Raw genomic sequence first — 25485 nt, forward strand, 5'->3', positions numbered from 1 at the left:
CCAGCAGCGCCGGCTGGCCGGAATCGCGCTGCCCGGGGTCACTTCACTGCGCTCGCGATGACGGAGAGCGGCGCATCGACCGAACTGGTCAGCCGGCGACCGTTCCGCCCTCACCCATTCGCGAAGAAATCCGGATCCGTCCGCGCCAGCATCCGCTTGAACGCCGCCCACTCGTTGTCGGGCGCTCCCTGGACCACGACGCGGTCGTAGCCGGCAGCGTACTGCCCGGCGGTCTTGGTGGCGATGGCGGAGGAGGGCCGGATCACCGGCGCGCCCGCCGCCTGGATCGCCAGCTGCGCCCGGCACGAGCGCTCCATGTTGTGCATCAGCCGGAACGCCTCGCCGACCGTGCGGCCGCAGGTCAGCAGGCCGTGATTGCGCAGCACCATCACGGGCTTGTCGCCGAGATCGGCCACCAGCCGCTGCCGCTCGTCGAGGTCGAGGGCGATGCCCTCGTAGGCGTGGTAGGCGACGCGCCCCGTGAACTGCATCGACCACTGGTTCAGGGGCAGGAGCCCCTCCTCCTGGCAGGAGACCGCGACGCCCGCCACCGTGTGGGTGTGCAGCACGCAGATCGCGTCGTGGCGCGCGGCGTGGATGGCGCTGTGGATCGTGAACCCGGCCGGGTTGATGCCGAGCCCCATCGGGTCCTCGAGCACCTTCCCGTCGATGTCGACGGTGACGAGGTTCTCCGGCGTCACCTCCTCGAAGCGCATCCCGTAGGGGTTGATCAGGAACCGGTGCCCGCCGCCCGGCAGCCGCGCCGAGATGTGGGTGTAGATGCTGTCGTCGAGGCCCAGCCGATGGATCAGCCGGTAGGCGGCCGCGAGGTCGACGCGCATCGCGCGGGTCGCGGCGTGATCGGCGGGGTCCGTATCCCGGTCCGCGACGATCGACGGTGTGGCTGCGCTCATGCGACGGCTCCCTGCCGGTCGGCCCTGTCGGCCCTCCGGGATCGCCGCCCGGCGCAGGCGGTCCCGCGATTCCTGAGGCGGTCCGGGACGAGGACCGGGCCCGGGAATCGCCGGCAGGGTGCACCACGGCGCGCGGCCCGGCAATGCACCGGGCCGCGCGTGCGCGGACGCGGCCGAGTCGGGGCGGCGAGCGCCGGTGGCGCGGGGCCGACCCTGCCGTCGACGGTCTCGCGTCGGTCCGGCGCGCTCCTAGAAGCGCTGATCGGTGCGGCCGGGGTTGGGGCCGCGGCTATGATAGGACGCCATGCACAGGTGCCAGATCTGCGAGCCGAGGTCGTAGAGGCTGAGGTTGTTCGGGTTGGGATAGCTGAAGATCTGGGCCCGCGCCTGCTCGCGGCAGGCGGCGTCCTGCGGGCTCTGAATGGGCGGCTCCGGAACGGATTGCGCCGCCGCCCCCGTCGTCAGGGCGATCACGATGGCGAGGGGGGTGATGAGGGGGCGCATTGTCACAGGTCTCCGGATACGGCCTTGGGCCGGCAGCCGCTTTGCCGGCCGCGGATGGGCCACGAGATGGACAGCACGGGGGCCCGGACCGGGCCGTCTAGACCGCCGCCCGTGCGGCACCCGCCGAGTCCGGGCCGCTCAACCCGAGGGTCACGACCCGCATCACCCGCATGAGGCGCGCGGCGTGTCCCTCCCGCGAGCGACGCATCCTTCGCGCCCCGATCCTGTGGCACGCTGCTTATGAACGAAGATTGATGTCAATGGCGCGCATTCAACGAATGACTGCATCGTTCGCGCGGCGGCATTCGCGCATCGCGCGAGGTTCGTCGTGTATTCCCCTCCATCACTGCTCGCGGCGCAGTCCCGCGCAACCTGCACAGGCGGCGCGCCGGCGGATGGATGATCGCTCACTCCGCCAGCGCGGCCTCGACCCCGGCCCCGATCGCCAGGAGCCGGCGATCCTGACCGTGCCGGGCCAGCAGCATCAGGCCCGCCGGCCGGGGCAGGTCCGGCATCGGCAGGGACAGGCCGGTGAGATCGAAGAAGTTGCCGAACGCGGTGTTGCGCAGCATCAGGCGGTTGGCCGCCAGGAAGGCCGCGTCGTCCGCCGCCAGCGGGGCGGTGAGCGGCGCCGTCGTGGCGGTCGCCGGGAGCGCCAGCACGTCGAGCGGGGCGAGGTACCGGTCGAAGGCGGCGATCAGCGCGGCCCGCCGGCGCATCGTCCGGATGTAGCCCGCGGCCGTCGCGCCCCGGCCGGCCACGATGCGGCGATGGACCCGCGGGTCGTAGCGGTCGGCCGCGCTGTCCAGCCAGTCGGCGTGGATCGCCGCGGCCTCGATCGCCGCGAGGGAGCCGTCCGGGAGCGCCGCGTCCATGGCGGCGAGGTGGTCGTCGATCGGGTGATCGGCGATCCGGGCGCCGGCCCGGGACAGGCGCGACAGCACCCGCTCGAAGGCCTCGGCGACAGGCCCTTCCGTCTCGGTGAACAGCAGGCCCCGCGGCACGCCGATGCGCAGGCCGGCGACGGCGAGCGCCTCCAGCGGCGCGGGCTCCTCGCCCGCCATCACGGCGTCGGCGGCCGCGCAATCCGCGACCGTCCGGGCGAGGGGCCCCAGGGAATCGAGGGCGTAGGACAGCGGGAACGCTCCCTCCAGCGGCACGCGGCTTGCGGTCGGCTTGAAGCCGACGACGCCGTTCAGCGCGGCCGGGATCCGGACGGAGCCGCCCGTGTCGGACCCGATCGCGATGTCGCTCGTCCCCTGCCCCACCGAGACCCCGGCGCCGGAGGACGAGCCCCCGGGGATGCGCGCCGGATCGGCGGCGTTGCCGGGGGTGCCGTAATGCGGGTTGAGGCCGAGCCCCGAGAAGGCGAACTCGGACATGTTGGTCTTGCCCAGGATCACCGCGCCGGCCCGGCGCAGCCGGGCGACCACCGGGGCGTCGGCCCGCGCGGGCGCCGCGTCGGCGAGCAGGATCGAGCCGGCGCGCGTCGTCTCGCCCGCCACGTCGAACAGGTCCTTGATCGAGACCATCGCGCCGTCGAGGGGGCCGAGGGAGATCCCGTCCCGGCGGCGCGCATCGGCGGCGTCCGCCGCCGCGCGGGCCTGTTCCGCGTACAGGCGGGTGAAGACCGCCGGGTCCCCCTCGGCGATCCGGGCCAGACGCTCCTCGACGGTCTCGCGTACGCTCATGGTCCTCACCGCACGATGTGATCCGGCCCGCCCCTGCAAACGGAGGGCCGGTCCGCGTCAGAACGTGCCGGGATAGGCGCCGCCATCCATCAGCAGGTTCTGCCCGGTGATGAAGCCCGCCTGCTGGCTGCACAGGAACGCGCAGGCGGCGCCGAACTCGTCGGGGTGGCCGAAGCGGCCGGCGGGGTTGTCGCGCGCCCGCGCCTCCAGGAACGCCTCCACGGTGGTGCCGGCCTTGGCGGCCCCCGCCGCCGCGTTGCTGCGGATCCGGTCGGTGTCGAAGGGGCCGGGCAGCAGGTTGTTGATCGTCACGCCGTGCCGCACGGTCGTCCGCGCGAGCCCGGCCACGAAGCCCGTCAGCCCCGAGCGGGCGCCGTTCGACAGGCCGAGATGCTCGATCGGCGCCTTCACGGCGCCGGAGGTGATGTTGACGATCCGGCCGAACCCGCGGCCGATCATCCCGTCGACCGTCGCCTTGATGAGCGCGATCGGCGCCAGCATGTTGGCGTCGAGCGCCCGGATCCAGGCGTCGCGGTCCCACTCGCGGAAATCGCCGGGGGGCGGGCCGCCGGCATTGTTGACCAGGATGTCGGGCTCGGGGCAGGCGGCGAGCGCGGCGGCCCGGCCGGCCTCGGTGGCGATGTCGCCCGCGACGGTGGTCACGGTGGCACCTGTCGCGGCGCGGATCTCGTCCGCGGTCCGCTCCAGCGTCTCCGCGGTGCGGGCCGTGATCGTCACCGCGACGCCCTCCCGGGCGAGCGCCAGGGCGCAGCCCTTGCCGAGCCCCTTGCTCGCCGCGCAGACGAGCGCCCGGCGCCCGCTCAAGCCGAGATCCATGGGAAGCCTCCGTGAGCCGGCCCTCGCCGCGAAGGCGCCCGGCGCGTCATAGCGCGCCGGGGGCCGTCCCCGGAAGCGGGCCGGGACAGGGCGCGGGGCGTCCCGGGGTGACGTCAGTAGGGAGCCGTCCGGCGGAGGATGCCTTACGGCCGGAACCGGGATCCGTGCCGCTCGCGCCGCCACCGGGCGCGGACGCCCGGCCGGCTTCCGGCGCTCACCACGTGCGCAGGTCGCGGGCGTCGGGCACGTCCGGACGCTCCTCCCGCTCCGGAGCGACGAACCCCGCCCACAGCAGCGCCACCGCCCCGGTGAGGAGCGGAAGGGACGTGCTGAGGACGAGGCTGAGGGTCACGGCGATCCTGCCAGGCGGACGGCGTCGAGACGACGAGATCAGAATTCTATGGCCTGAGAATTGTTTTCGCCGGCTTAAGGCGAGTGCTCGCAATTGCGGGAGCTCGGGGAAATCTGCACGGCGCCCCTCGTCCGGCGCGGCCACCATGCGCCCTGCCGGCTGCGTCGCGCGCTCGGCGGGGGCCGACGCACGGCGGGTCAGCGCGGCGATAGGCCGGATACCCGCGTTCCTGGATCAAGGGGAGCGGGCCGCGCGATCCGGGCCGGACGTTTGCCCGACCGGGGCCGGCGCGCCCCGGCTCAGGGCCGATCCGCCGCTCCGGACAGGGCGCCGAACTCGTTGACCATGCACTCGTGCATCCGGCGCAGCCACGCCCGCGCCTCCGCCCGCTGGGCCTCCGCCCGTTCGGCCCGCTCGTCCGACGCGCGGGCCTGCGCCTCGGCCTGCTCGGCCCGGGCGAGCGCCGCCGCGAGGAGCGCCTCGGCGTGGCGGGCCCGCTCCTCCGCGGCGCGGCGCGCCGTCTCGGCCGCGCGCACGGAACTCTGGGCCTCCCGGACGGAATCGCGGGCGCTCGCCTGCAGGGCGCGCAACCGCGCCGCGGCGCCGCGCACGGCGGTCAGGGACGTCGACCAGTCATCCTCGGCCGCGGAAAACGCCGGCGCGGCCGAGGCGGCGCCGGAGAACAGCGCCACGACCCGGTCGACCGGGTCGGCGCGGCCGTCGCGCGGCGAGGCCGGGTCGGACAGGGGATGGGGCTCCGTCGGCCCGTCCCACGCGCGGGCGGCGCTCATGCCGCGGCCTGCTCGGTGAGGTCCGAGAACTCGGACAGGATCGCCTGCTGGACGCGGTCCAGCCATTCCTCGGCCTGCCGGGCCCGATCCTCGGCGGTGCGGGCGCGGGCCTCGGCCGCCTTGGCGCGCTCCTCGGCGGCGGCGACCTGCGCCTCGGCGCGCAGCTGGACCTCGCGCGCCTGCATCTCGGCCATCCGGGCGCGCTCGTTGGAGGCGTGGATCTCCTCCCGGACCTGATCCAGCACCTGCTCGATCCGCGCCTCCCGCTCGCGCGCCTGGGCCTCGATCACGCGCGCCTGGCGCGCGGCGGTCTGCACCCGGTTGATGAGCGCGTCCCAGTCCCGCGGCGCGGCCGGCGGTGTCGGGGACTCGGTCCGCGCTTGCAACGACGCGACGGCGCGCAGGACGTTGCCGAGGTCGGGCTCGGGCGCGGCACCGGCGCCGCGCTTGACCTTGTCCGCGGAGCGAAACCGAGGATCGCTCAGAAGCCTCTGCAGCTCGCTCACGGATCCCCTGCTCCCTGTGGACGCAATTCTGATCCGACTAAACTGTTTAGAATGGTTAACGAAGGATTAAACGGCGAGCAATGAGGTGTCGGACTATTAACGCCGCGGATCGCGCGCGCGCGGTGGCCACGGGCGGCGGCCCCTCGGCAGGCGCCGGATCGCCGGCACCTGCCGGCGGCGGGTTCGCCGGCGCGCTCGCAGGACGTGTTGTTTGATACAGAATTCGCGCCTCGAATGACCGCGTAATCAGTCCGTCGTTACGGGTTGAAATGGTTGTCGTTCGGGAGATCGCGATGGCCGGGTACCGCTGGGACGAGGCTTGGAGGCCGGCCTTCAAGACCGGACAGATTTTCTTCGGGCACCCTCAGGAATGCTGTGACTGCCTCATCTGGGAGCTCCGGACATCCGGCGCGCGGATCGAGGTCCGGCCGGAGGCGGTGCCGCCGCGCACCGTCCGGCTCGTCTCGATCGCCCTGATGCTGAACCAGGCCTGCGAGGTCGTCGCGCGCGCGGGCCGGACGATCGAGCTGAGATTCTCCGCGCCTCCGGAGCCCGCCGGCGCGACGGCCGCGGGGACGGGCGCCGGTCCCGCACGCGATGCGCCCGACGCGACGCGGCCCGTGCTCGGCCGCACGCGATTCCCGCCAGAGCGGTCATAAGTCTTCCTCATCCCCGCGAAACCACCGCGAAACCGCCGCGGAGCACCCGAGGAGGTGCGCCATGACCGCCCCGCAAGTCATCGCAACGATCTTCTTCCTGGTCTCGGCCGGTTCGGCGACGGCGCTGGCCGTCATGGCGGCGGCCTCGGCCGTGCTGGACGCGGTGGCGGAGGCCTGCGACCGCCCGCGGCCGGACGCGGGACGGGACCGGGCGCGCCGCGTCTCGGAGGCCGTCTGCCGGCTGCGCCGCGCGGCCCTCGCCCGCGCCGCGACACCGTAGGACTCCGGTCTCGCCGGCGGCGCGGCGTAGCCGCGGGACAGTGCGGCCGAGGCCGCTTCGGCGGGGTGCCGCCCCGGTGCGCCGTCGCTGTTGAGACCGCGTGCCCGTGCGCGGGGCCGGAGGCAGCCGGGAGCGCATCGCCCTGACCGTCGTCGAGATCCATCGCTCGCCCGGGAGGGCGACCGGGCTGTGCGCGGCGCGCGTCCTCCGCACGCTGCTCCGGCGCGGCCCGGTGGTGTCGGTCGGACCGGGCGGGATCCTCGACCGGCGGCTCTCCACCGACTGGATCCCCTGGACGGCCGCGCGCGGCATCGCGACGGTGCAGATCCGGCGTCGGCGCATGATCGGCTTCGAGGTCGATCCGCGGATCGCCGCGTCCCTGCCGGGCGAGGCGCGCGCGGCGCGTGGCGCGGTTGAACCGGGTTCGTCGGCGACCACCGATACCGGATCGCGTCCGTCGACCTGCGCGGCGGCTTCCCGTCCCTGTCCGACGCGGTCGCGCGCGGCTGGTCCGGGTCTCACGGGTCCCCGTGCGGCTCCTCACCCCGGACGAGGGGGCGCCATCGCGCCGATGACGCGCACGGGCGAGCCTGATCGTCTCGCCGCGCGGGGCGGGCCGCCGAGCGACTGTGGGATAGGCGGGCAAGCGCGCCGCCAAAGGCCGCGTCAGGTTCGGCAGACCCCTTCGGGGTCGGTGATCCCGCGAGGGATCCGTTCGAGGCGCGTGCTCTGGAGAAAGCCGGACACTTCACGGCGTCGAGTGGTGGAGACGACAGGGATCGAACCTGTGACCTTTCCCATGTCAAGGGAATGCACTACCGCTGTGCTACGTCTCCTCATCGATCACGATCAGGTTCACCGAACCTGGACGCCATCGAGATAGTCCATATTGGTCAGTAGCTTATGAGGAGTGTCGACCACCCTGTCAAGGTAGTGCCCTCCCGCTGAGCTACGCGCCCGGCCCGGCGCCGTTCGGGCTCCGGTGGGCGGGGCCTATAGCGGCTGCCCGGCGAGGGCGCAAGCGGAACCTGCATGCCGAGGCCGATCGATCGCGTCCCCCGCCGGTCCGTCCCGGGCACGCGCCGACCCGATCGCATCGCGCCGCGGTCGGATAGCGCGTTCGGCATCAGTGGCTTAGAGACGGCCACATCGAGCCGGCGGGGTCGACCCGCCGGGATCCGCCCCCGGTCCGAACGCGCCATGGTGCACGCCGACGGAAAAATGCGCTATGGCCCTGCCGCTCGGCATCCGGCCGCGCCGCGACACATGGCGGACACTTGGCGCCGGCATGCCGCCGCCTCACGCTTCAGGACATGCGCTACTTCATCGACCACGATCAGGGCGATTCGATCCGCGGCTGGATCGTGCCGGACAATCCCCTCGCCATTAGCCGGGTCGTGGTCGCGGTCGACGGACGACGCGTGGCCGAGGTCCCGGCCAGCGTCATCGACGAGGCCTTCAAGCGCAACGGCTGGCACGCCACGGGGCAATGCACCTTCGTGGTCAGCGAGGCCGAGGTGCCGGGCCTGTCCGACATCCCGCGGCTCGAACTCTACGATGCCGACACCAACGTGCTGGTCTACCGGCGCATGCCGGCCGAGGGGCCGATCCGGCAGCGGGTGATGCTGGTCAACACCGGCATCGAGCCCGAGATCGTGCTCCAGACGGCGCTCTTCCCGTATTTCCAGCACTGCTATTTCGGCATCCACAAGCTGCCGGACGAGATCCTGAGCTGCGTGCTGGCCGGCCCGGCCGCGCCGTCGGCCTTCCTGTCGGGCGCCGTGACCATCCCGCGCTACGAGAACTTCATGACGCCGGACCTGATGGTCACGGCCATCCTGCTCCAGGAACCGCAGATCGAGATGGCGGCCCGGATGCGCTGGCTGAAGGCCCGGGCCGCGGATGCCGCCGATCCCGGGCGCAGCTGGCGCCTGGGGCCGCTGGCCGAGGCCGCCGCCTTCGCGGACGACTACGACTTCTCCGACGTGAAGAGCCTCAAGCGCTTCTTCCGCATGCTGCCCGAGCCCGCCTACCGGCTGCTCTACAACCCGCTGACCCGCCAGCTCGGGACCCGCATGCCGGACGACCGGCTGCATCCGGGCAACTCGATCGCGGCGATCGAGATTCTCGCCCGGGTCGGGATCGTCGGCCACAAGACCCGGTTCTCCGCCTTCGCGTCGACGCTGTTCGACCGCCTCGGGATCGGAACGCCGATCCCGACCCTGCCGCCGGTGCCGGCCGAGACGCTGGCGCTGGCCGAGCGCCTGAAGAGCGTCAAGGCGGTCGAGGACATGATCGTGTTCGACGTGGCCATGTCGGATGCCGTGAAGGCCTCGGTCGACAAGAGCTGGAGTTGATGGTGCGTTCGACCGGGCCGGCGGTGCCCGAACTCCGCCTCCCGACGGCGCAGGTCGCGGGGCTCTGGGGCAAGCGGCGCGCCCTCCCGGCGCGGGCGGGCGCCGACGGGCTGCGCGTCGCGCTGCCGGATCTCGCGGGCCGCTGGGTCGAGATCATCCTGTCCAACGACCCGGCCGAGGCCCGCGACACCCTCCCCGACATCAGCTTCGTCGGTCCCGACGGGCGGCCGGGCACGCTGCTGCCCCAGGAGGCCCGGGGCGGCGGTGCCTTCGCGTGGATCGGCTGCCTGCCCGAGGACGTCGTCGAGCTGCGCGTGGCCGATCCGGCGGGGCGGGTGCCGGTCCGGCTGCGCCGGATCGCCGTGCGCCGCCTCGCCCGGCCGGTCCTGGCCGCCCGCGGGCTCCTGCGCGATCCCGGCCTGACCGTGCAGGCCTTCACCTGGCGGATCCTCGGCAAGAAGGTGCGCGCGCGGGGCTTCCTCGGCCGGGCGCTGCGCCACCGGCGCGTGAGCGGCTACGAGGCCTGGCTGGGCACCCACACCCTGCGCCGCGCGGAGCGGGACGGGATCGCCGCCGAGATCGCCGCCTGGACCGATCCGCCGCTGATCTCCGTGCTGATGCCGGTCCACGATCCGGATCCGAAGGTGCTGCGGGCGGCCCTGGCGTCGCTGCGCGCGCAGCTCTACCCCCACTGGGAACTGTGCGCCGTCGACGACGCCTCCACGCGCCCCGAGATCCCGCGGATCCTGAGCCGGGCGGCCGAGGCCGACCCGCGCATCCGCGTCCTGGCCCGGACCGAGAACGGCCACATCGCCCGGGCGACCAACGACGCGCTGGGCATGGCCCGGGGCGCGGTCTGCGCCTTCATGGACCACGACGACGCGCTCACCGAGGACGCCCTCTACGAGGTCGCCCGGGCGCTCCGCCGCGACCCGGGCCTCGTGCTGATCTACAGCGACGAGGACAAGATCGACGGGCGCGGCCGGCGGTTCGACCCGCACTTCAAGTCCTGCTTCGACCGCGAGCTGCTCTACGCCCAGAACTACATCAACCACCTCACGGTCGTGCGCACCGAGGCGCTGCGCGCCGTCGGCGGCCTGCGCCCCGGCTTCGAGGGCAGCCAGGACCACGACCTGCTGCTGCGGCTGACCGACGGGCTCGACCCCGCCCGCATCCGCCACATCCCGCGGGTGCTCTATCACTGGCGCGCCGCGCAGGGCTCCGGCACCTTCTCGGACCGGGCACTCGCCCGGGCGGAGGCCGCGCGCCTGCGCGCCCTGGAGGAGGTCGTGGCACCCTGGGGCGGCCGGGCGGAGCGCGGTCCCGGCGGCTTCAACCGCCTGGTCCGGCCGCTGCCGGCGCGGCCGCCGCGGGTCTCCGCGGTCATCCCGACCCGGGACCGGGCCGAGATCCTGTCGGTGACCCTCGACGGGCTGCTCGGCGCGACCGACTACCCCGACATCGAGGTGGTGATCGTCGACAACGACAGCCGCGAGCCCGAGACCGCCGCCCTGTTCGCCCGCTACCGGGACGATCCGCGGGTGCGCGTCGTGCCGGTGCCGGGGGCATTCAATTTCTCGGATCTGTCGAATCGCGGCGCCGCCGCGGCCACCGGCGCGGTGCTCCTGTTCCTCAACAACGACATCGAGGTGCTCGAGCCCGGCTGGCTCGCCGAGCTGGTCCGCCACGCGGTGCGGCCGGAGATCGGGGCCGTCGGGGCCAAGCTCCTCTATCCGGACCGCACGATCCAGCACGGCGGCATCGTCCTCGGGATCGGGGGCGTGGCCGGCCACAGCCATCTCGGCGTCGCCGACGCGGATCCGGGCTATTTCTGCCGCATGGTCATCGCCCACGAGGTCTCGGCGGTCACCGGCGCGTGCCTGGCCATGCGGGCGGACGTGTTCGCGGAGGTCGGGGGCTTCGACGCGCAGGCCCTGAAGGTCGCCTTCAACGACGTGGATCTCTGCCTGAAGATCCGCCGGGCCGGCTACCGGATCGTCTGGACGCCCTTCGCGAAATTGATTCATCACGAGTCGAAGAGCCGCGGGGCCGAGGACACGCCGGAGAAGCAGAAGCGATTCGAGGGCGAGGTGCTGACCATGCTCGACCGCTGGGGCCCGGAGCTGCGCGCCGACCCCTATTACAACATCAACCTGTCACGGAATTCGGCGCATTACCGCGTGTGAGCGGTCCGCGCCCCTGACGCCGCCGGTGGCTGCGGCCACGCGGTGCTATGCGTGCGTCAGTGGGTGAACTTGCGTCCGGAGCCGGTTGCGGTACCTCTGGACATGCCGCAAGAGGCAGTTCCGGCCAAGGCGCCCCCACGGGCGCGCGGCGAGGGCGACAATCAGAGATGAGTGCGAACACCCCTACGGTCACGGGCCTGGAGCGCGACGCCCAGCAGGCGATGGGAGACCACAAGGTCCATCCCAACGAGATCGCCATCGGCGTGGTGATCGGACGCGCGTCCGAATACTTCGACTTCTTCGTGTTCGGCATCGCCTGCGTGCTGGTCTTCCCGAAGGTGTTCTTCCCCTTCGTCGACCCGCTGAAGGGCACCCTCTACGCCTTCTCGATCTTCGCCCTCGCCTTCATCGCCCGCCCGGTCGGCACCGTGATCTTCATGGCGATCGACCGGCGCCACGGGCGCAGCGTCAAGCTGACCACCGCCCTGTTCCTGCTCGGCGGGTCGACGGCGGCGGTGAGCTTCCTGCCGCGCTACGACAGCATCGGCATCTCGGCGGTCTACATCCTGGCCGGCCTGCGGATCCTGCAGGGCCTCGCCCTCGGGGGCGCCTGGGACGGTCTCGCCTCCCTGCTCGCCATGAACGCGCCGCGCGAGCGCCGCGGCTGGTACGCGATGATCCCGCAGCTCGGCGCGCCGCTGGGCTTCATGGTGGCGAGCGCCCTGTTCGCGTTCTTCCTCGTCAACCTCGACGAGGCCGACTTCATCGACTGGGGCTGGCGCTTCCCGTTCTACTGCGCCTTCACCATCAACGTGGTCGCGCTGTTCGCCCGGCTGCGCCTCGTCGCCACCGACGAGTTCGCCCGGATGATGGACCTCGACCGGCTGCGCCCGGTCCCGGCCCTGGAGCTGTTCCGTCACCACGCCGGCGACGTGGTTCGCGGCGCCTTCGTGCCGCTCGCCGCCTTCGCGCTGTTCCACCTCGTGACGATCTTCCCGATCGCGTGGCTCGCGCTGAACAGCACCACCCGCTCGCCGGGCGAGTTCCTGATCGTGCAGTTCTCCGGCGCCATCGTCTGCGCCGGCGCGGTGGCCGCCTCGGGGCTGATCGCCGACCAGATCGGCCGCCGCAACTGCCTGATCATGAGCTCTTCGCTGATCGCCTTCTTCGCCGTCGGCAGCATCATCGCGCCGCTCCTGTTCGGCGAGAGCGCCATCGGCCAGACCATCTACGTCACGATCGGCTTCATGCTGCTCGGCCTCGCCTACGGCCAGACCGCGGGTGCGGTGAGCGCCCGCCTCGGCAACCACTACCGCTACACCGGCGCCGCGCTCACCTCCGACTTCGCGTGGCTGCTCGGGGCCGGTTTCGCCCCCCTGGTGGCCCTGTTCCTGTCGCAGCGCTACGGCCTGGCGATGATCGGCGTCTACCTCCTCTCCGGCGCCGTCTGCAGCCTCGTGGCCCTGTTCACCGACCGGTCGGAACTGCGCCAGATGTGAGTCGGCGGCGCGGGCCGCCCGGCCCGCCCGTGAGCTGACGGGAACGCCGCCTCGCGCGGCACGGCTGAAGCGCCGCGGCAGCGGCATGGCAGAAGCGCCGCGCGAGCGGCCTGGGATGACGAGACGCGTGCTGTGACCTCCACGATCCATCGACCGGACAGGACCGACGCCGCGACCCGCCGAGGCGGCCGCGGGCGGCGCCTCCTGCCGCTCCTCGCCCTGCCGCTCCTGACCCTGCTCGGCGGCTGCAACTTCGTGGTCCTGCACCCGGCCGGCTACGTGGCCGAGCAGCAGCGCAACCTCGTGCTGGCGGCGACCGGGCTGATGCTCCTGATCATCGTCCCGGTGATCGCCTTCACGCTGATCTTCGCGTGGCGCTACCGCGCGACCAACGAGGACGCGGTCTACGATCCCGAATGGCACCACTCGACCCAGCTCGAGGTGCTGATCTGGACGGCGCCGCTGATGATCATCATCGCGCTCGGCGCCCTGACCTGGATCGGGACCCACACCCTCGATCCGTTCCGGCCGCTCAGCAAGATCGACCCGAAGCGCGACGTCCCGGCCGGTACCGTGCCGCTGGAGGTCGAGGCGGTGGCCATGGATTGGAAGTGGCTGTTCCTCTACCCGCAATACGGGATCGCCACGGTCAACGAGCTCGCCGCGCCGGTGGACCGGCCGATCCGCTTCAAGATCACCGCCACCGACGTGATGAACACGTTCTACGTGCCCACGCTCGCCGGCATGGTCTACGCGATGCCCGGCATGCAGACCCAGCTCCACGCGGTGATCAACCGCGAGGGCGCCTACGAGGGCCGCTCGGCGCACTACAGCGGCGCCGGCTTCTCCAACATGTTCTTCAAGTTCCACGGCCTCACCAACGAGGGCTTCGACAAGTGGATCGCCAAGGCCAAGGCCGAGGGCGGCGAGCTCACCCAGGAGGCCTACCTGAAGCTCGAAGAGCCGAGCGAGGCCGAGCCGGCGCGGTTCTACAAGGCGTACATGAAGGGCCTCTACGACCGGATCATCGGCATGTGCCCGCGGCCCGACCAGATGTGCGTCGGCGAGATGGTGAAGATCGACGCGCAGGGCGGGGCCCACGGCGCGGAGGCCGCCGAGAACTACAAGCGCCTGCAGTACGACAACCGCCTCGCGGAGCGCGGCGTCGAGGGGCCCGGCGCGACGGCGCCGGCCTCGGAGACCCTGCCCCACGGCCAGACGCAGCCGCAGGGCATGAAGCCGCGGCCCGACATGGGCAACCCGGACGTCCGGGGCCAGAAGTCGCCCGACAGCCAGGGCAAGGGCTCCGGCGAGGGCCAGAGCGAGGGCGGCCAGATCGCCCCCAAGCAGCTGAACCAGTGAGGCCGCGCGTGCTGACAGCGGACTCCACACACACAACCGGCGGTCGCCGTCGAACCCACTGAACGGGCCGATCCCATGTTCGCAAACCTGGACCTACAGCAGCTGCTCGTCGGGCGATTTACGATCGAGCAGATCCCCTATCACGAGCCGATCCTGCAGGCGACGTTCGCCGGCGTGGCCGTCGTCGGCCTCACCGTGCTGGGCGTCATCACCTACTACCGCTTCTGGGGGCCGATGTGGCGTGACTGGATCACGTCGATCGACCACAAGAAGATCGGCATCATGTACTGCATCTTCGCGGGCATCATGCTGCTGCGCGGCTTCGCCGACGCGATCCTGATGCGCTCCCAGCAGGCGGTCGCCTTCGGCGATCAGCAGGGCTTCCTGCCGCCGCACCACTACGACCAGATCTTCACCGCCCACGGCATGATCATGATCTTCTTCGTGGCGATGCCGTTCGTCACGGGGCTCATGAACTTCGCCGTGCCGCTGCAGATCGGCGCCCGCGACGTCGCCTTCCCGTTCCTGAACAACTTCAGTTTCTGGATGACGGTCGCCGGCGGCCTGCTGGTGATGGTCTCGCTGTTCGTCGGCGAGTTCTCCCGCGCCACCTGGCTCGCCTACCCGCCCCTCTCCGGGGCGGCGATGAGCCCCGGCGTCGGCGTCGACTACTACATCTGGGCGCTGCAGATCGCCGGTATCGGGACGCTGCTCTCGGGCATCAACCTGGTCGCCACCATCGTGAAGATGCGGGCGCCCGGCATGACCATGATGAAGCTGCCGATCTTCGTCTGGTCGGCGCTGTGCACCAACATCCTGATCGTGGCCGCCTTCCCGATCCTCACGGCCGTTCTCGCGATGCTGTCGCTCGACCGCTACGTCGGCACGCACTTCTTCACGAACGACCTCGGCGGCAACGCCATGCTGTACTTCAACCTGATCTGGATCTGGGGTCACCCGGAGGTCTACATCCTGATCCTGCCCGCCTTCGGGGTGTTCTCGGAGATCACCTCGACCTTCTGCGGCAAGCGCCTGTTCGGCTACACCTCGATGGTCTACGCGCTGGTGGTCATCACCATCCTCGCCTACCTCGTGTGGCTGCACCACTTCTTCACGATGGGCTCGGGCGCGGACGTGAACTCGTTCTTCGGGATCACGACCATGATCATCTCGATCCCGACGGGCGCGAAGATCTTCAACTGGATGTTCACGATGTACCGCGGCCGGATCCGGTTCGAGGTGCCGATGCTGTGGGTGGTGGCGTTCATCGTCACCTTCGTGATCGGCGGCATGACCGGCGTCCTCCTGGCGGTGCCCCCGGCCGACTTCGTCCTGCACAACTCGCTGTTCCTGATCGCGCACTTCCACAACGTGATCATCGGCGGCGTGCTGTTCGGCATGTTCGCCGGCGTGACCTTCTGGTTCCCCAAGGCCTTCGGCTTCAAGCTCGACGAGTTCTGGGGGAAGATGGCCCTCGGGTTCTGGGTGACCGGGTTCTACGTCGCCTTCATGCCGCTCTACGTGCTCGGCCTGATGGGCGTGACCCGGCGCATGCAGCACTTCGACGATCCGTCGCTGCAGATCTGGTTCGTGATCGCCGCCATCGGCGCGGCGCTCATCGCCTGCGGCATCGCCTCGCAGATCGTCATGTTCGTGGTCTCGATCCGCAACCGCGACAAGCTGCGCGACCTGAGCGGCGACCCGTGGGGCGGCCGGACGCTGGAATGGTCCACCTCCTCGCCGCCGCCGGACTACAACTTCGCCTTCACGCCGGTGGTCCACGATTCCGACGCGTGGTGGGACATGAAGAACCGCGGCTTCGACCGTCCGCTCAAGGGCTACAAGCCGATCCACATGCCCAAGAACACCGCGGCCGGCGCGATCCTGGCGGCCCTGAACCTCATCTTCGGCCTGGCCATGGTCTGGTACGTCTGGTGGCTGGCGATCCTCAGCTTCGTGGCGATCTTCGTCGTGGCGATCGCCCACACCTTCAATTACAATCGCGACTACTACATTCCCGCCGACGTCGTCAGTCGGACGGAAGGTCAGCGGACGCGCGAACTGGAGATGGCGTGATCCGATGATGCACGCGGAGACTGCACCCCCCGGCGCCGCGGCGCCGGTCTTCTACCAGATCGACGAGGAGGGCCATCATTCCGAGGGCTCGACCATGCTCGGGTTCTGGCTCTACCTGATGAGCGACTGCCTCATCTTCGCGACCCTGTTCGCGACCTACGGGGTGCTCGGGCGCAGCTACGCGGCCGGCCCCACGCCGAAGGAGCTGTTCGACCTGCCGGGCATCGCGGTGAACACCGCCATGCTGCTGTTCTCGTCCATCACCTACGGCTTCGCCATGCTGGAGATGGACCGGGACCGGGTGAAGCAGACCCAGATCTGGCTCGCGGTGACCGGCCTGTTCGGCGCGGCCTTCGTGGCGCTGGAGATCCGGGAGTTCGTCCACCTGTTCCACGAGGGCGCGCCGCCCTGGCGCAGCGCGTTCCTGTCCTCCTTCTACACGCTGGTGTCGACCCACGGCCTGCACGTCTCGATGGGCATCCTGTGGCTCGTCGTGCTGATGGTGCAGGTGGGCAAGCGCGGCCTGATCGTCGAGAACAAGCGCCGGCTGATGTGCCTGTCGATGTTCTGGCACTTCCTCGACCTGATCTGGATCGGCGTCTTCACCGTCGTCTACCTGATGGGAGTGCTCGAATGAGCGCCGACGCACGCCACCTCACCGGTCACGGTCAGGACACGCACGACGCCCACGCCCACAGCGAGGGCGGCCACGGCACCTTCCAGAGCTACATGACGGGCTTCGTCCTGTCGGTGATCCTGACGGTGATCCCGTTCTGGCTGGTGATGGGCAACGTCCTCGACAACAGCCTCGTCACCACCCTGGTCATCCTGGCGCTCGGCGGCGTCCAGATGGTCGTGCACGTCATCTACTTCCTGCACATGAGCACGAAGTCGGAGGGCGGCTGGACCTTCATGGCGCTGATCTTCACCATCACGCTGGTGGTGATCATGCTCGCCGGCTCGGTGTGGGTGATGTACCACCTCAACCACAACATGATGCCGATGGATGCCCACGACGTCATGAACAACGCCCGCTGAGCGCGCGTCCGGAGATGAGGCCCGCGGGGCCGGGAGGGGGGGCTGATCCGGGACCGACCCCCTCCCCGGCCCCGCTCTCGTTGCTGCGGCGCGCCGTGTTCGGCGTCGGCGCGGGAATCGTCTTCCTGGTCCTGCTCGGCCTCGGCACGTGGCAGGTGGAGCGGCGGGCCTGGAAGCTCGACCTGATCGCCCGGGTCGATGCCCGGGTCCACGCCCCGCCCGTGCCGGCCCCCGGCCCCGCCGACTGGCCGCGCGTCAGCCCCGACGACGCCTACCGGCACGTCCGGCTCTCCGGCACCTTCCTGAACGATCGCGAGACCCTGGTTCAGGCCGTCACGGAACTCGGCGGCGGCTTCTGGGTGCTGACGCCCCTGCGGCGTCCGGACGGCACCCTCGTGCTGGTCAATCGCGGCTTCGTGCCCGGCGCCCGGCGCGATCCGGCGACCCGGGCGGCCGGGCAGCTCGCGGGCGCGGCGACGGTGACCGGCCTCCTGCGGCTGACCGAACCGAAGGGCGCGTTCCTGCGCGCCAACGATCCCAAGGATGACCGCTGGTACTCCCGGGACGTCGCCGCCATCGCGGCCGCGCGTGGCCTGGGCGACGTCGCGCCCTACTTCGTGGACGCCGACGCGACGCCCAATCCCGGCGGCCTCCCGGTGGGCGGGCTGACGGTGATCGCCTTCCCCAACAACCATCTCGTCTACGCGATCACGTGGTACGGGATGGCGCTGATGCTGGCCGGCGCCGTGGTCTACCTCCTGCGGCGCGGCCCGGGCGACCGGGACTCCGAGCTGCGCTGAGCTGCGCTCAGGCGCCTCCGCGGAAGCTTGACCGATAGGGGAGTAGCCCGCTCCGAGCGGGTCCCTATAATGGCGTGACAAACGCCACAACGAGTCAACGCCATGACCTCCCGCATCCCGAACTTCGCCGAAATCCCGCTCGCCGGCGAATCACTCGCGATCGCGGCCCCGGCGCTCGGCGAGCCCTGGATGACGCCGGAGGGCATCCCGGTGAAGGGCCGCTACGGGCCGGAGGACCGGGAGGGCATCGAGTTCCTCGACACCTATCCGGGTCTCGCGCCGTTCCTGCGCGGCCCCTACCCGACCATGTACGTCACCCAGCCCTGGACGATCCGGCAGTACGCCGGCTTCTCCACGGCCGAGGATTCAAACGCCTTCTACCGCCGCAACCTCGCGGCCGGACAGAAGGGCCTGTCGGTGGCCTTCGACCTCGCCACGCACCGCGGCTACGATTCCGACCATCCCCGCGTCTCGGGCGATGTCGGCATGGCGGGCGTGGCGATCGACTCGATCTACGACATGCGCACGCTGTTCTCGGGGATTCCCCTCGACGAGATGACCGTGTCGATGACGATGAACGGCGCCGTGCTGCCGATCCTCGCCCTCTACATCGTCGCCGCCGAGGAGCAGGGCGTGCCGCCGCAGAAGCTCGCGGGCACCATTCAAAATGACATTCTAAAAGAATTCATGGTCCGCAACACCTACATCTATCCCCCCAAGGGATCGATGCGGATCATCTCCGATATCTTCGCATATACGTCCAAGAATATGCCGAAGTTCAACTCGATCTCGATCTCCGGCTACCACATGCAGGAGGCCGGGGCGACGAACGACCTGGAGCTCGCCTACACGCTGGCCGACGGCGTCGAGTACATCAAGGCCGGGCTGGCGGCCGGGCTGACCATCGACCAGTTCGCCCCGCGCCTGTCGTTCTTCTGGGCGATCTCGACCAACTTCTTCATGGAGGTCGCCAAGATGCGGGCCGCGCGCCTGATCTGGGCGAAGCTCGTGAAGGGCTTCGATCCGAAGTCGGAGAAGTCGCTCGCCCTGCGCACCCACTCGCAGACGTCGGGCTGGTCGCTCACCGCCCAGGACGTGTTCAACAACGTCACCCGCACCAACATCGAGGCGATGGCGGCGACGCAGGGCGGCACGCAGTCGCTCCACACCAACGCGCTCGACGAGGCGCTGGCGCTGCCGACCGACTTCTCGGCCCGGATCGCCCGCAACACCCAGCTGTTCCTCCAGCAGGAGAGCGGCACCACCCGGATCGTCGATCCCTGGGGCGGCTCCTACTACGTGGAGAAGCTCACCGCCGACATGGTCGCCCGGGCCTGGGAGCACATCCGCGAGGTCGACGGGCTCGGCGGCATGGCCAAGGCGATCGAGGCCGGCATCCCGAAGCTGCGCATCGAGGAGGCCGCCGCGCGGGCGCAGGCGCGGATCGATTCCGGCCGCCAGACTATCGTGGGCGTGAACAAGTTCCGGGCCGACGACGAGATGGCGATCGAGCTGCTGCGGGTCGACAACGGCAACGTCCGCCGGCTCCAGATCGACAAGCTCAAGCGCCTGCGCGCCGAGCGCGACGAGGCGACGGTCGCGGACCGGCTCGACGCGCTCACGAAGGCCGCCGACGGCGCCGGCAACCTGCTGGAACTCGCCGTCGAGGCGGCCCGCGCCAAGGCGACGGTGGGCGAGATTTCCGAGGCCCTGGAGAAGGCCTGGGGCCGGCACCGCGCCGAGATCCGCTCGATCTCCGGCGTCTACAAGCGCGAGGTGGGGGGCATGTCGCCTGTGGTCGAGGAAGTCCGGGCGCTGGTCGAGGCGTTCGAGGAGAATGACGGCCGCCGGCCGCGCATCCTGGTCGCCAAGATGGGCCAGGACGGGCACGACCGCGGCCAGAAGGTGATCGCCTCGGCCTTCGCGGATCTCGGCTTCGACGTGGATATCGGGCCGCTCTTCGCCACGCCGGCGGAGGCCGCCCGCCAAGCGGTGGAGAACGACGTCCACATCGTCGGCGTCTCGTCGCTGGCGGCCGGCCACCTGACCCTGGTGCCGGAGCTGAAGGCGGCGCTCACCGAGCAGGGCCGCGACGACGTGATGATCGCCATCGGCGGCGTCATCCCGCCGGGCGACTACGAGGCGCTGACGGCGGCCGGCGCGGCGGCGATCTTCCCGCCCGGCACGGTGATCGCCGAGGCGGCCGCCAAGCTGATCCGCGCGCTGAACGAGCGGCTGGGCTACGCGGCCCGGCAGGCGGCGGAGTAGGGCGAGCCTCCCGCGGTGGCCGGGCTTGGCCGCCCCGATCCTTCCCGCCCCCGCCCTCAACCGGAGATGCCGGAGCGCAGCGGAGGCCTCGAAGGAGGCCTCCGGCCAGTCGCGCGATCCCTGACCCCTCCTCGGAGGCTCCCTGGCGCGGGCACCGCAGAATGAGGCGGTGGCATGGGATCGGCCGGCCCCGGGGATGGGGCGCTCAGTTCAGCGCCTGCGGGTCCGCCTCCGTGAGGAACGCCCCGACGGCGTGGAGGAACTGCATGCGGTTCTTCTCCATCATCACCGTGTGGGTGCCCTCCCCCAGCTCGACGAAGCGCTTGTAGGGGGCGTGGGTGAGCTTGGTGAAGTACTCCTGCGCCTGATAGCTCGGCAGGTCGGCGTCCCACTCGGCGTGGATGATCAGCACCGGCACGCGGATCTCGCCCGGGTCGTAGAGCGGCTTGCCGGCCGCCCAGTAGGCGTCCTTGTCGGCGACCGTGCCGTTCGGCGCGCGCAGGACCGGCGGCGACCGTTTCGCGCCGGCCGCGTCGGTCGCGAAGGTCGCGTCGGCCCACTGGTCGAACCAGCCCGCCGGGATCAGGTCGGCCTTCTTGTCCTCGGGCACCCCGGTCAGCCAGCGGGCCCGGGCGCTGTCCCGGCTGACGGTGCGGTAGGCACCCACCTTGCCGCCGCCGCCGATCAGGCCCGGCGTGCGCGCGAGCCATTGCGGCGCGTAGAGGACGAGACGGTTGACGCTGTCGTTGTGGGTGCTGGTGTAGAGCCCCATGGTGGAGGTCCCCCAGGACCAGCCCATCAGGTCGATCTTCTCGACGCTGCGCCGCTTCTTGATGAAGTCGACGACCTGCCCCACGACCTTGGCGGCGTCGGGCGTGCGCATCAGCGGCGGGTTGTCGTCCGGCGGCGCGTCCATGGCGGCCGGGCGCCCGGACAGGCCGTAGCCCGGCAGGTCCACGCAGTAGACGTCGAAGCCGAGGCCCGCGAGGTAGTCCATGGCCGACATCCCGCCGAGGGGCAGGTCGAACGCCGTGGAGGACGGGTAGGTCGAGCCGTGCACGTAGAGCAGGATCCGGTCGCCCGGGAACGTGTCGGTGCCGGCCGGACGCTTGCTGCGCACGTAGATGTCGACGCCGGGCTCGCTCCAGGGCAGGCGGAACTCCTCCGTCGCCAGCCGGCCCGGCGGGGCGGCCGCCCGCGCCGGCGTCGCCGCGACCGCCGCACCGACGGCGAGGGCTCCGACCAGATGGCGCCGGGCCAGGCCCCGGGGCGGATCCTTGCCCGGGGGCGCCCGGTTCGGATCTGTCTGCGCGCGTCTGTCCGCCATGGTTTCCTCCGGCCCGCCTTGTCTGGCGGCTCCGGTCATTCAACCCACGGGTGTCGACCGGTGCAACGCCCGGCGGCGCGGGCGGCCGGACAGGCGGCGGATTCCGTCGCCCGATCCGGCGAAACAGCGTGAAAAAAGCCCGTCCCTGTCGCCGGGGCTGGTGACGCCGCGCCTTCGCGCGGGCATTGAGGCGGGAGAGCCCGGGAGACGCCCGCTTATGACGACCCCGACGACCGTCGCGACCACGCCCTTCCCCGACCAGAAGCCGGGCACCTCCGGCCTGCGCAAGAAGGTGCCCGTGTTCCGGCAGCCGAACTACGTCGAGAACTTCGTCCAGGCGATCTTCGACACCCTGCCCGACAAGGCGGACGCCACCCTTGTGCTGGGCGGCGACGGCCGGTTCCTCAACCGCGAGGTGGTGCAGAAGACGCTGCGCCTCGCCGCCGGCAACGGGTTCGGCCGGGTCCTGGTCGGGCGCGGCGGCCTGCTCTCGACGCCCGCCGCCTCCTGCGTGATCCGGAAGGCCAAGGCGCTCGGCGGCATCGTCCTCTCGGCGAGCCACAATCCCGGCGGACCGGAGGGCGATTTCGGCATCAAGTTCAACGCCGCCAACGGCGGCCCGGCGCCCGAGTCGGTCACAGACGCGATCTTCGCGCGCGCCAGGGCGATCACGGACTATCGCCTCGTCGAGGCTCCGGACCTCGACCTCGACACGCTCGGCGACACCCGCCTCGGTGCCATGACGGTCACGGTGATCGACCCGGTGGCCGACTACGCCGAACTGATGCGCACGCTGATCGACTTCGACGCGGTGTCGCGCCTGTTCGCCTCCGGCTTCCGCATGCGCTTCGACGCCATGAGCGCGGTGACCGGCCCCTACGCGACGGCGATCCTGGAGGGGATGCTCGGCGCCCCCGCAGGCACGGTGGTCAACGCCGTCCCGGAGGAGGATTTCGGCGGCCACCACCCGGACCCGAACCCGGTCCACTGCCACGACCTGTTCGACCTGATGCAGGGCCCGGACGCGCCGGATTTCGGCGCCGCCTCGGACGGCGACGGCGACCGCAACATGATCGTGGCGCCGGGCCTGTTCGTGACGCCGAGCGACAGCCTCGCGCTGCTCGCCGCCCACGCCCACCGGGCGCCGGGCTACGCGGGCGGGCTCGCGGGCGTCGCCCGGTCGATGCCCACGAGCCGCGCCGCCGACCGGGTCGCGGCCGCCCTCGGCATCGAGGCCTACGAGACCCCCACCGGCTGGAAGTTCTTCGGGAATCTCCTCGACGCGGGCCTCATCACCCTGTGCGGCGAGGAGAGCGCCGGCACCGGCTCGAACCACGTGCGCGAGAAGGACGGGCTCTGGGCGGTGCTGCTCTGGCTCAACATCCTGGCGGCCACCGGCGAGCGCGCCGACGCGCTGGTGCGGGCGCATTGGCGCACCTACGGGCGGGACTACTACGCCCGCCACGACTACGAGGAGGTGGATTCGGACGCCGCCAACGGCCTGATGGACGCGCTCCGCGAAAAACTCGCCGGGCTGCCGGGCACGCGGATCGGCGAGCTCACGGTGTCGACGGCCGACGAGTTCGCCTATCGCGATCCGGTGGACGGCTCGCTCACCGAGCGTCAGGGTATCCGGATCGGCTTCGCCGAGGACGCGCGGGCGGTGTTCCGGCTCTCGGGCACCGGCACCGCCGGGGCGACGCTGCGGGTCTACCTGGAGCGCTACGAGAACGCGCCGGACCGGCTCGACTTGGCCGTGGCCGAAATGCTGGCCCCGGTCGCGGCCGCGGCCCGCGCGATCGCCGAGATCGCGCCGCGCACCGGCCGGGCCGAGCCGAGCGTGGTGACCTGAGGGAGCGGGGCGTCACGCCGCGAGGTCCTTCACCATGTGCACGGTGACGTCGTCGTCGCGGGTCCGGCCCGGTCCGTCGTAGAGCTCCTCCCGCTCCACCCGGTAGCCGAGCGCGCCGTAGAGGCGCAGGTTCGCCGTGTACTTCTTGTTGGTGTAGAGGCGCAGCCGCGCGAGCCCGGCCTCGGCCGCGACCGCGTCGGCCCGTCCCATCAGCCGGCTGCCGAAGCCCCGGCCCTGGAAGGCCGGGTGCACCGCGACGTTGACGACCAGCAGGTGATCGGCCTCGGCCCGCGTCTCGATCAGGCCGGCGAGATCCGGGCCGGCCAGCAGCAGGTCGAAGCGGTGGTCGCGCAAAGCCTGCGCGTAGTCCGCCTGCATGGGGATCGGCAGGCGGCCGATCACCGGGATCCACTTGGTGTAGGCCGCCTCCACCAGCGCCCGGACCGCCTCCGCGTCCGCCTGCGCACCGCGCCGGAGCGCGACTGACTCGTTCATCTGACCTCTCACGGTTGACCGCGGCGTCTCCGTCCCCTAAAGACCCGCCCGTCGATGGGGCCCCGCACGGGGCCCCGTCGCGTTTTCACGCGCACCCGTGGGCGGGATCCTCCCGCCCTGTCGTCCCGGACCGCGAAGGGCCGGGAAAAGGAGGGCGCGTTCCTCATTCTCGTCACGAGAGGACGCGGAAAATATGTCGAAGCGGATTCAGGCGAAGCACAAGCTCGACCGCCGCATGGGCCAGAACATCTGGGGCCGCCCGAAGAGCCCCGTCAACCGCCGCGAGTACGGCCCCGGCCAGCACGGCCAGCGCCGCAAGGGCAAGATGAGCGACTTCGGCACGCAGCTGCGCGCCAAGCAGAAGCTCAAGGGCTACTACGGCAACATCACCGAGAAGCAGTTCCGCCGCTACTACGCCGAGGCGATCCGCCTGCGCGGCGACTCGGGCGAGAACCTCGTCGGCCTGCTCGAGCGCCGCCTGGACGCCGTGGTCTACCGGGCGAAGTTCGTCGCCACCCCGTTCGCCGCGCGCCAGTTCGTCAACCACGGGCACGTCAAGGTGAACGGCGTCCGCGTCAACATCCCGAGCTACCAGGTGAAGGCCGGCGACCTGATCGAGGTCAAGGAATCGTCCCGCCAGCTCGAGATCGTCATCGTGGCGACCCAGCTCTCCGAGCGCGACGTGCCGGACTACATCGAGGCCGACCACGCCAAGATGACCGCCCGCGTCACCCGCATCCCCAGCCTGTCCGAGGTGCCCTACCCGGTGCAGATGGAGCCGAACCTCGTCATCGAGTTCTACTCCCGCTGATCCTGTCGCCCCGGCGACCGGTGGAGGGGCTGCCCGTTCGGGCGGCCCCTTCGCGTTTCGAGGGCTCCGGCCCGACCGCCGGCCAGGGCGGGGGTCGGGTCTCAGCAGCCGTGGCAGATCGACCCCATCGTGTGGCGCATCTTGCTGTCCCAGGCCTTCGAGCGGGCCTCGGCGGCCTTCTGAGCCTTGATCATCTCGGCCTGGCTCACGGGCTGCGGCAGCCCGGTGGCCGCGGCGTTGCCCGGCGCCTTGGTCTGGCTCATGGGGGTCACCCGGCGGCCGCCCACGATGGGACCGGTCGGGGCGGCGGCCGGTCCGGCGGCCGGTCCGGGAGCCGCGCCCGGAGCCGGGCTCTGGGCCAGCGCCGGTGTCGCCCCGAGCAGGAGGCCGAGAAGCAGCGCGGGACGAAGAATTGCCATGGACCTGATCTCCCCGGCGGAGGATCCTGTGCCGGCCCCGCCTCATCTGGCGGCGATCCTATCCGATCACACCTTTAAAATCATGCCGACGGCAGATCTCCGGTGAGCGCCGGTCCGCCCCTGAACCGCCGGGAGGCCGTCGCCGCGGCCCTGGCCCGCCTCGCCCCGCGCCTGCCGGATTTCGAGGCGGAGGCCGCCCTCGACCGGGCGCTGGCGAGCCCCGGCCTGCGCCGCGCCGCCCCCGAGACGGCGGCCCGCCTCGCCCTCGTGAGCTACGCGCGCCACGTCTTCACCGATTACGACGAACTCCTGGCCGACGGCTACGACCGGGACAGCGCCCGGCACTTCGTCCTCGACGACCTGAACGCCGCGCTCGCCGCCTGGGGCGCCGCGCCGGTCCCCGAGGACGAGCCCGGCGAGCCCGAGGCCGATCCGCGCTGAGGTGGTCGCGCCGGGCTCCG

General features: G+C 71.3%; 24 protein-coding genes and 1 tRNA gene. 14 read left to right on the plus strand and 11 right to left on the minus strand.

The window, feature by feature from the left end; all coding sequences use genetic code 11:
- Positions 1-110 precede the first annotated feature (110 nt).
- From BKE41_RS09940 to BKE41_RS09965, 7 genes are all read right to left on the minus strand, one after another.
- Entirely contained in the window at positions 111-914 is an 804-nt protein-coding gene (locus BKE41_RS09940) for a class II aldolase/adducin family protein (RefSeq protein WP_012318702.1), read from the minus strand.
- Positions 915-1163: 249 nt separating this feature from the next.
- The gene (locus BKE41_RS09945; protein ID WP_012318703.1) at positions 1164-1418 is read right to left on the minus strand and encodes a hypothetical protein; all 255 of its coding nucleotides are present in this window, start codon (positions 1416-1418) and stop codon (positions 1164-1166) included.
- Positions 1419-1825: 407 nt separating this feature from the next.
- On the minus strand, positions 1826-3109 hold the full coding sequence (locus BKE41_RS09950; protein WP_012318704.1) for an amidase: 1284 nt from the start codon (positions 3107-3109) through the stop codon (positions 1826-1828).
- 57 nt (positions 3110-3166) lie between these two features.
- Positions 3167-3946 (minus strand): SDR family oxidoreductase, encoded by a 780-nt coding sequence (locus tag BKE41_RS09955; protein ID WP_012318705.1) that lies wholly within the window; start codon positions 3944-3946, stop codon positions 3167-3169.
- Positions 3947-4160: 214 nt separating this feature from the next.
- Positions 4161-4298 (minus strand): hypothetical protein, encoded by a 138-nt coding sequence (locus tag BKE41_RS31595; protein ID WP_012318706.1) that lies wholly within the window; start codon positions 4296-4298, stop codon positions 4161-4163.
- A gap of 299 nt (positions 4299-4597) precedes the next feature.
- Positions 4598-5089 carry a hypothetical protein gene (locus BKE41_RS09960; protein ID WP_029359354.1) on the minus strand — a complete coding sequence of 164 codons (492 nt, stop codon included), beginning with the start codon at positions 5087-5089 and terminating at the stop codon, positions 4598-4600.
- The gene (locus tag BKE41_RS09965; RefSeq protein WP_024830395.1) at positions 5086-5595 is read right to left on the minus strand and encodes a hypothetical protein; all 510 of its coding nucleotides are present in this window, start codon (positions 5593-5595) and stop codon (positions 5086-5088) included. The genes BKE41_RS09960 and BKE41_RS09965 overlap by 4 nt, the downstream gene beginning before the upstream one ends.
- 293 nt (positions 5596-5888) lie before the next feature.
- On the opposite strand from BKE41_RS09965, the gene BKE41_RS09970 reads away from it, so the two are divergent.
- Both BKE41_RS09970 and BKE41_RS09975 read left to right on the plus strand, forming a co-directional pair.
- A complete protein-coding gene (locus BKE41_RS09970; protein ID WP_029359355.1) occupies positions 5889-6254 on the plus strand; it encodes a hypothetical protein in 366 nt (121 codons plus the stop codon).
- 61 nt (positions 6255-6315) lie between these two features.
- Positions 6316-6534, plus strand: a complete 219-nt coding sequence (locus BKE41_RS09975) for a hypothetical protein (protein WP_012318710.1) — start codon at positions 6316-6318, stop codon at positions 6532-6534.
- 761 nt (positions 6535-7295) lie between these two features.
- Here the strand turns inward: BKE41_RS09975 and BKE41_RS09980 are convergent.
- Positions 7296-7370, minus strand: a tRNA-Val gene (locus BKE41_RS09980).
- 477 nt (positions 7371-7847) lie between these two features.
- Here BKE41_RS09980 and BKE41_RS09985 point away from each other — a divergent pair.
- The 9 genes from BKE41_RS09985 (at position 7848) to scpA (ending at position 20120) form a co-directional block, all read left to right on the plus strand.
- On the plus strand, positions 7848-8891 hold the full coding sequence (locus tag BKE41_RS09985; protein ID WP_070999273.1) for a hypothetical protein: 1044 nt from the start codon (positions 7848-7850) through the stop codon (positions 8889-8891).
- Positions 8891-11077 (plus strand): glycosyltransferase family 2 protein, encoded by a 2187-nt coding sequence (locus tag BKE41_RS09990; protein ID WP_012318712.1) that lies wholly within the window; start codon positions 8891-8893, stop codon positions 11075-11077. Before BKE41_RS09985 ends, BKE41_RS09990 begins: the two co-directional genes overlap by 1 nt.
- 167 nt (positions 11078-11244) lie before the next feature.
- Positions 11245-12576 (plus strand): MFS transporter, encoded by a 1332-nt coding sequence (locus BKE41_RS09995; protein ID WP_012318713.1) that lies wholly within the window; start codon positions 11245-11247, stop codon positions 12574-12576.
- 132 nt (positions 12577-12708) lie between these two features.
- Positions 12709-13938: a ubiquinol oxidase subunit II gene (gene cyoA, locus BKE41_RS10000; protein ID WP_012318714.1), complete on the plus strand. Its 1230-nt coding sequence runs from the start codon at positions 12709-12711 to the stop codon at positions 13936-13938.
- Positions 13939-14013: 75 nt separating this feature from the next.
- The gene (gene cyoB, locus BKE41_RS10005) at positions 14014-16014 is read left to right on the plus strand and encodes a cytochrome o ubiquinol oxidase subunit I (RefSeq protein ID WP_029359356.1); all 2001 of its coding nucleotides are present in this window, start codon (positions 14014-14016) and stop codon (positions 16012-16014) included.
- 4 nt (positions 16015-16018) lie between these two features.
- On the plus strand, positions 16019-16651 hold the full coding sequence (gene cyoC, locus BKE41_RS10010) for a cytochrome o ubiquinol oxidase subunit III (RefSeq protein WP_012318716.1): 633 nt from the start codon (positions 16019-16021) through the stop codon (positions 16649-16651).
- The gene (gene cyoD, locus BKE41_RS10015) at positions 16648-17052 is read left to right on the plus strand and encodes a cytochrome o ubiquinol oxidase subunit IV (RefSeq protein ID WP_012318717.1); all 405 of its coding nucleotides are present in this window, start codon (positions 16648-16650) and stop codon (positions 17050-17052) included. Before cyoC ends, cyoD begins: the two co-directional genes overlap by 4 nt.
- 80 nt (positions 17053-17132) lie before the next feature.
- On the plus strand, positions 17133-17852 hold the full coding sequence (locus BKE41_RS10020) for an SURF1 family protein (protein ID WP_070999275.1): 720 nt from the start codon (positions 17133-17135) through the stop codon (positions 17850-17852).
- Positions 17853-17954: 102 nt separating this feature from the next.
- Positions 17955-20120 (plus strand): methylmalonyl-CoA mutase, encoded by a 2166-nt coding sequence (gene scpA / locus BKE41_RS10025; protein WP_012318719.1) that lies wholly within the window; start codon positions 17955-17957, stop codon positions 20118-20120.
- Positions 20121-20325: 205 nt separating this feature from the next.
- Here the strand turns inward: scpA and BKE41_RS10030 are convergent, their stop codons facing one another.
- The gene (locus BKE41_RS10030) at positions 20326-21447 is read right to left on the minus strand and encodes an alpha/beta hydrolase (protein ID WP_083374338.1); all 1122 of its coding nucleotides are present in this window, start codon (positions 21445-21447) and stop codon (positions 20326-20328) included.
- Positions 21448-21664: 217 nt separating this feature from the next.
- On the opposite strand from BKE41_RS10030, the gene BKE41_RS10035 reads away from it, so the two are divergent.
- Positions 21665-23299, plus strand: a complete 1635-nt coding sequence (locus BKE41_RS10035; protein ID WP_070999277.1) for an alpha-D-glucose phosphate-specific phosphoglucomutase — start codon at positions 21665-21667, stop codon at positions 23297-23299.
- A 12-nt stretch (positions 23300-23311) separates the two neighbouring features.
- Here BKE41_RS10035 and BKE41_RS10040 read toward each other — a convergent pair whose 3' ends face one another.
- The gene (locus BKE41_RS10040; RefSeq protein WP_012318722.1) at positions 23312-23794 is read right to left on the minus strand and encodes a GNAT family N-acetyltransferase; all 483 of its coding nucleotides are present in this window, start codon (positions 23792-23794) and stop codon (positions 23312-23314) included.
- A 193-nt stretch (positions 23795-23987) separates the two neighbouring features.
- Here BKE41_RS10040 and rpsD point away from each other — a divergent pair, with 193 nt between their 5' ends.
- Complete coding sequence (rpsD, locus tag BKE41_RS10045; RefSeq protein ID WP_010686187.1) at positions 23988-24605, plus strand: 30S ribosomal protein S4; 618 nt, start codon at positions 23988-23990, stop codon at positions 24603-24605.
- Between the two features lie 101 nt (positions 24606-24706).
- Here the strand turns inward: rpsD and BKE41_RS10050 are convergent, their stop codons facing one another.
- A complete protein-coding gene (locus BKE41_RS10050; protein WP_070999278.1) occupies positions 24707-25024 on the minus strand; it encodes a hypothetical protein in 318 nt (105 codons plus the stop codon).
- Positions 25025-25126: 102 nt separating this feature from the next.
- Here BKE41_RS10050 and BKE41_RS10055 point away from each other — a divergent pair, with 102 nt between their 5' ends.
- Entirely contained in the window at positions 25127-25465 is a 339-nt protein-coding gene (locus BKE41_RS10055) for a DUF2293 domain-containing protein (RefSeq protein ID WP_012318724.1), read from the plus strand.
- Positions 25466-25485: the final 20 nt, after the last annotated feature.

Source organism: Methylobacterium sp. C1 (genome assembly GCF_001854385.1).
In the GTDB taxonomy this organism is placed as follows: Bacteria; Pseudomonadota; Alphaproteobacteria; order Rhizobiales; family Beijerinckiaceae; genus Methylobacterium; species Methylobacterium radiotolerans.